Source organism: Devosia sp. (assembly GCF_040509215.1).
Taxonomy (GTDB): domain Bacteria; phylum Pseudomonadota; class Alphaproteobacteria; order Rhizobiales; family Devosiaceae; genus Devosia.
The window spans coordinates 1-5,509 of sequence record NZ_JBEVLL010000318.1 but is presented as its reverse complement, the minus strand read 5'-3'; the positions used below and the strand labels follow the sequence as shown (position 1 = coordinate 5,509).

Here is a 5,509-nt window from a genome sequence, read left to right as displayed (position 1 = left end):
CCTCGACGCAAAGCTCCGCGTTTCGACGCGCGCCCAGATCAAGAATCAGCATCATACGCTGAAGCGCACCACAATCTATGTGACCCACGACCAGATCGAGGCCATGACGCTGGCCGATCGCGTGGTGGTGATGAACAAGGGGCTGGTGCAGCAGGTCGGCACGCCGATGGAGATCTATGATCGTCCGGCCAATACCTTTGTTGCGAGCTTTATCGGCTCACCTGCGATGAACCTGATCAAGGGCTCGATCGAGGGCGGCGTGTTCACGGCTGCGGGCATTCGCATCGAGGGGCTAAGCTCGGCGACAAAGGGGCCGGTAACGCTCGGCTTCCGTGCCGAAGACGCCAGCCTTGCCCAAGCCAATGGGCAGATCGAGGCGCCGATCTACACGGTGGAACTGTTGGGCGAGGCGACAATGCTGTCCATGCGCGTAGCGGGCGAACTGGTTTCCATCAAGGTCAGCAAGGACTATCGCGCCGAGATCGGCGAGATGGCGCGCGTTGCCATTCCCGCTTCGGCCTGCCATCTCTTCGACCACTCGACTGGTGCCCGGATCGCCTAAAGATGTCCAGCGACGACACGTCCAAGCAGACCGCCTATTTCCACGACCGCGCGACGGCGGCCGGGCTGAGCCTGAGTGAGGCGGAGGCCAAGGGGCTGTTCGGGCTTGCCGCCTGGATGAGCGATGGACTGGCGGGGACCGTCGGTGCGGTGTCGGACGAAGAGGTTCTCGACCTCGACATTGTTGAACTTGCCAAGCGCCTGCGTGATGGGCGTCTGACCTCGGTTGCGCTGGTTGAAGCGACGCTGCGGCGGATCGCGGAACGGGATTCTCACTATCTGGCGCTTTATGCCGTTGCTGCCGATCGGGCTCGGGCGGATGCGACCAAGGCTGATGGCGAGCTGGCGGCGGGTGAGGATCGCGGCCCGCTGCATGGCATTCCCATCGGCATCAAGGACATGATCGATGTTGCCGGTCTCGCGACCACGGCCAATGCCCCGGGGCGCCGCAATGCAGTGGCGACAGAAGACGCTGAAATCATCAAGCGACTGCGCGAGGCAGGTGCCGTCATTATCGGCAAACTCGCGACGTATGAGTGGGGGACTGTCGGCCCCGACAAGCGCGGACTCTTTCCGCCGGCGCGCAATCCCTGGAGCCTTGAGCACATTACGGGTGGTTCGTCCTCCGGCTGTGCCGTGGCTGTAGCCGGTGGCCTCGTGCGAACGACTATCGGCACGGATACCGGCGGTTCCGTTCGGGGGCCGGCGTTTTATTGTGGTGTCGTCGGCTTCAAGCCGACTTTTGGGTCCGTGCCCAAGCATGGCGCGCTGACCATGTCTCCCAGCATGGACCATGTCGGCCCGATGAGCCGAACGGTTGCTGAAGCAGCGCTGACCTTTGATGTCATTGCCGCGAAAAGCGGCGCTGACGCAGCGACGCGCCTTCTCGGTCAACCGGTTGTTGGTCTGAAAATCGGGTATGCCCGCAACTGGTTTGCGGGTGACCCACAAGTCATGCCGGCCGTCGTTGCCGCCATGGATGCCGCGCTCTCAAAGCTCAGCGAACTTGGTGCTCTGGTCAGCGAGATCGAGCTGCCGGATTATCCGTCCATCGAGATCGCGGCGGCCGCAATTCTCCACAAGGAGAGTTTTGACTTCCATGCCGAAGACCTGCGCGAACACCCCGACGCTTACGGTCGCCGCGCCTTCCTCAGCCTTGCTGCCGGCTTTGCCATCACCGATGCCGAACTGACAGCAGCACGGCGGATTGGTGGCGATTTTACCCAGGCGATCGACCGAGTTCTCAGCGCGCATGATGTCATCATCACCGTCGGCGCGCTGACCACAGCGCTGGAAGCGGCGCCGTTCGAGAAGGAAGCCGTCTGGACGCCGATGCGGACCATTGGTTTCAACGTCTCGGGCCATCCTGTCCTGGCTATTCCCGTCGGTTTTCATCTGGGCCTGCCGATCGGCATGCAGATCATTGGGCGCCACCATGACGAGGCGCGGGTGATCCAGGTGGGTCATGCCTTTGAGCAGGCCACGGACTTTTGCCTGCAGCAGCCGCCACAGCCGAGCTGATCGGGCAAAATCCGGGGTGTGAAAGGTCACACCCTTGTAGTGTTGCATACGTATGCCATATCGTGAGTTGAACCGCAGAGGGCGTCCGGTGTCAGTCTGGCTGAAGCATGGCGAAGCGATCGAGGGGCAGGTGAGGGCGAGCCGCAAGGAGCGCGCAGCTCTGAGTGCCATTGGGTCCTGCGCTTCTGCCGCCGGAAAACATGCTGTTGAATGGCTGACAAAGGTCGTGGCTATTGCCCCGGGCGCCAGCAATACTCGTATAATTGCGTGGCGCCCGAAGACCGTCGAAACCGAGCTGTTGACCAAGATCAAGCGCGGAAGACTGGATCGGGTGGAGGATATTATGGGGCCGGTGTCTTTCCCGGTCTCGGGTGCGGTGGCCATTCGCGGTGCTGCGCTCCTGGTGGGTGGTGGATGGACAGCGGAGTAAAAAAGCCAGGGGTGACTTCGTCACAGGTGGCGCGACATGCAGGCGTGTCGCAGTCCGCCGTGTCGCGCACTTTTACGCCTGGCGCCTCCATTTCCCCAAAAACCCGCGCCAAGGTTATGGCCGCGGCCGAGGAGCTCGGCTACCGGCCCAACGCCATTGCCCGTTCGCTGATCACCAACCGCTCGCGCATCATCGCGGTGGTGATGGCCTATCTGGAAAATCTCTTTTATCCCGACGTGCTCGAAGAGCTGGGGCGGCTGCTTCTGAAAGAGAACTACCGCCTGCTGCTGTTCACCGGCTTTATGGATCGGGACAGCGATCCGGTCTTCGACCAGCTCATGCAGTATCGGGTCGACGGCATCGTGCTTGCTTCGACCTCCCTCTCGTCCGAGCTTTCCGAAGAATGCGCTGCGGCGGGAATCCCCGTAGTGCTGTTCAACCGCACCACTGAACGCGATGCGGTTTCGAGCGTGACCACGCGCAATCGCGAGGGTGGGCGGCGCGTGGCGGAATTTCTTATTGCCGGCGGCCACAAGCGGTTCGGGTATATTTCGGGCCTTCAAAGCTCCTCGACCAATCGCGACCGTTTCGGCGGCTATAGCGAAGGCCTGGCCGAAGCTGGCTATACGGAGATCATGCTCGAAGTCGGTAACTACGACCGGGCCGAAGCCGAAGCGGCCGCGCGCAAGATGCTGTCGCGTCCGGATCGCCCCGATGCGCTCTTTGTGGCCAATGACCACATGGCTGTCGCCGTGATGGATGTCGCCCGGCACGAACTCGGGCTGTCCATCCCAGAGGACCTTTCCATCGTCGGCTATGACGATGTCGGTCCTGCCCGCTGGACCTCCTATGGCATCACCTCGATGAGCCAGCCGCTGGGGCCCATGGTCGAGGCCACCGTTGGCATCCTGATGGATCAGATTGCCAGCGGCGAAATCGAGGCCCAGCACTGCGTGCTCAATGGCGAACTGGTGGTGCGCACGTCCGCCCGCCTGCCCAAATCCGGCGTCGTTGAAGTCGACGGCCGGCGCATCTACCAACCCGCACAGAGCTGACCGGCATGTCCCTCCAGACACGCTTCCGCCCTCTTTGTGCTTCATCTTGCATACGAATGCAAAACTGCTATCCTGCCACCGGAGAGAGGATGTCATCATGACCCAAACCAAGACTTGGACCCAGGCCGATATGGAAAAGCGCCTGGTGCGCTATGCGGATCTCAAGGGCCTGCGCAACGCGTTTATCGACGCGCGGACGCCGGGTTCGGACCGCAAGGAAAATTTTACCATCATCGGGCCGGGCGTTTCCGAGAACAAGGCGCAGATGGTGCATATCCCCGAGGCCCACGGCTTCAACTTTGGTGCCGCCCGCCAGCCGTTCGGCTGCACCAATTCCCAGCATTCGCACCTGACCGCCGAGACTTTCCTGGTCCATACCGGCAAGTGGCGTTTCGTCTTCGGCGCCGACAAGGACGAGGGCTATCTCGACGTCGAGCCCGGCGACGTGGCGACAGTGCCGACCCACATGTTCCGCGGCTTTGAAAAGCGCGACGAGGGCACGGGCTTTCTCGCCGTGGTTCTCGGTCACGACGATCCGGGCAAGGTGGTTTGGGCGCCAAGCGTCTTCAAGATGGCCGAGGATTTTGGCCTGAAACTGCTCAAAGGCGGTAAACTGGTCGATACGACGCTGGGTGAAACGGTGCCGGAAGGCGCTGAACTCGAGCAGCCGCCGAACGCTGAAAAGATGCAGGAACTGGCAACCCCGCCGATGTCCGAGCTGGCGAAATACGCCATCAAGGCGGCTGATATCAAGGGCGACCCGAACTCGCCGCTATCAGGCGAAGGCGTTGAAGAAGCTGGCGTTATCGGCGATGTCGATGGCCAGGACGGCATCAAGGCCGGCCCGATCGTCGGCCACTGGAAGCACGATTTTACGCTGCGTCGCTTCAAGCTCGAAACCGGTGCGACCATTCCGGCGCATGCCCGCTCCGAGCAGGAAGTGCTGTTCGTGCAGTCCGGTACGCTCGAATTCACCTGGGATGGCGGTTCGCTGATCCTTGGAGCCGGCGACACGCTGACCGTACCGGTCGGCCTGATGCACGGCTTCCGCAATCCGGCCTCGGCCGATGCGATCACCTTCGTTATCCGCGGTGCTGCCTCGCCGGCCGCCCCGCAGTTCGCAACCGCTCAAGCCGCGGAGTAAGCCCTATGGCACACAAGATCCTCACCACTCACGTTGGCTCGCTGCCGCGCAGCAAACAGGTGACCGATCTTGTGTTCGCCAAGGAGGCCGGCGTCCCGATCGAGGAAGCCGGCTTCAACGAGATCATTGCGGCGGCGGTGAACGATATCGTTGCGCAGCAGAAGGCGGCGGGCATCGACCTGCCGTCTGATGGCGAAATGAGCAAGATTTCCTACGCCACCTACATCAAGGATCGGCTGACAGGCTTTGATGGCGATAGCTCTCGCCGACCGCCGGCCGACCTTGAACTCTTTCCCAATTTTCTGAAGCGCCAGGCCTCCTCGGGCGGCACGCCGTCCTATCGCCGGCCCAAATGTGTCAGCGAAATCAAGGTGAAAAGCCTTGAGCCGCTGAAGGATGATGTCGACGCTTTCCAGGCGGCGCTTTCAGCCAATGGCTATGCCAAGGGATTCATGAACTCGGCGACGCCGGGCGTTATCGCCCTGTTCCAGCCCAATGAATTCTACAAGAGCCAGGACGAGTATCTCGAAGCCGTCGCCGAGGGCATGCGCGTTGAATACGAGGGCATTGTGGAAGCCGGGTTCATCCTGCAGCTCGATGCGCCCGATCTCGGGCTAGGTCGGCACATGATGTACAAGGATCTCGATGACGCCGGCTTTGTCACGGCGGCCGAAAAGCATATCGAGGTGATGAACCACGCCCTGCGCAATGTGCCGGGCGATAAGGTGCGCATGCATGTGTGCTGGGGCAATTATGAAGGCCCGCATATCTGCGATATCGCGCTCAAGAAAATCCTGC

At 61.7% G+C, this 5,509-nt stretch carries 6 protein-coding genes; all 6 read left to right on the top strand.

Features of this window, described 5'->3' with window-relative positions; translation table 11 throughout:
* The coding region (locus ABW043_RS17815; RefSeq protein ID WP_353922539.1) for an ABC transporter ATP-binding protein at positions 1-562 on the top strand (562 nt) is incomplete at its 5' end.
* Positions 563-564: 2 nt separating this feature from the next.
* A complete protein-coding gene (locus ABW043_RS17810; protein WP_353922538.1) occupies positions 565-2,082 on the top strand; it encodes an amidase in 1,518 nt (505 codons plus the stop codon).
* A gap of 88 nt (positions 2,083-2,170) precedes the next feature.
* Entirely contained in the window at positions 2,171-2,512 is a 342-nt protein-coding gene (locus tag ABW043_RS17805) for an SDR family oxidoreductase (protein WP_353922537.1), read from the top strand.
* Positions 2,497-3,567 carry a LacI family DNA-binding transcriptional regulator gene (locus tag ABW043_RS17800; protein ID WP_353922536.1) on the top strand — a complete coding sequence of 357 codons (1,071 nt, stop codon included), beginning with the start codon at positions 2,497-2,499 and terminating at the stop codon, positions 3,565-3,567. The genes ABW043_RS17805 and ABW043_RS17800 overlap by 16 nt, the downstream gene beginning before the upstream one ends.
* 97 nt (positions 3,568-3,664) lie before the next feature.
* On the top strand, positions 3,665-4,711 hold the full coding sequence (locus ABW043_RS17795; protein WP_353922535.1) for a cupin domain-containing protein: 1,047 nt from the start codon (positions 3,665-3,667) through the stop codon (positions 4,709-4,711).
* Between the two features lie 5 nt (positions 4,712-4,716).
* The coding region (locus ABW043_RS17790; RefSeq protein ID WP_353922534.1) for a uroporphyrinogen decarboxylase/cobalamine-independent methonine synthase family protein at positions 4,717-5,509 on the top strand (793 nt) is incomplete at its 3' end.